This is a genomic window from Rhodoplanes roseus, from assembly GCF_003258865.1.
Classification (GTDB): domain Bacteria; phylum Pseudomonadota; class Alphaproteobacteria; order Rhizobiales; family Xanthobacteraceae; genus Rhodoplanes; species Rhodoplanes roseus.
This window is the reverse complement of record NZ_NPEX01000651.1, coordinates 1-595: the sequence shown is the minus strand read 5'-3', so window position 1 is coordinate 595 and position 595 is coordinate 1. Positions and strand designations below refer to the sequence as shown.

Here is a 595-nt window from a genome sequence, read left to right as displayed (position 1 = left end):
AAAATTGAGTGAGTGATTTCGGGGGGCTGTGATTCCGTCGGATTTGCGAGATTCGATGGAGAGCACGATGCCTTGGACCGAAATCACTCGCGCGCAGTATCGACGGGACGGGCTGCGCTTCGCAAGCAATCTGACCGATGCCGAGTGGGCCCTGATCGCGCGGCGGCTGCCGCCGCGCCGTCGGGTGGGACGGCCCCGGACGACCGATCTGCGCCGGGTCGTCGAGGCGATCCTCTACGTGCTGTCCACAGGCTGCCAGTGGCGCGCGCTGCCGGGAGACTTCCCGCCGCGCTCGACCGTTCAGGGCTACTTCTATGCGTGGCGGGACACCGGCTGGTGGCGACGGATCGTGACGGCCCTCGTTCGTCTGGCGCGCCGGCAGCTCGGGCGCAAGCCGACGCCGACCGCAGCGATCATCGACAGCCAGAGCGCGCCGACCACGGAAAGTGGCGGTCCACGGGGCTTCGACGCGGGCAAGCGCGTTCACGGACGCAAGCGTCACATCGTCACCGACACCAACGGGCTTCTCCTCGCCGTGCTGGTGCATCCGGCCGACATCCAGGACGTGCACGGAGCGGTGCCGCTGCTCGAACGC

Annotated in this window: 1 protein-coding gene; it reads left to right on the top strand. The window is 68.1% G+C overall.

Going from position 1 to position 595, the window contains the following annotated elements:
• Positions 1-67: 67 nt before the first annotated feature.
• A partial coding sequence (locus CH341_RS31810; protein ID WP_111423736.1) for an IS5 family transposase occupies positions 68-595 on the top strand: 528 nt, incomplete at its 3' end.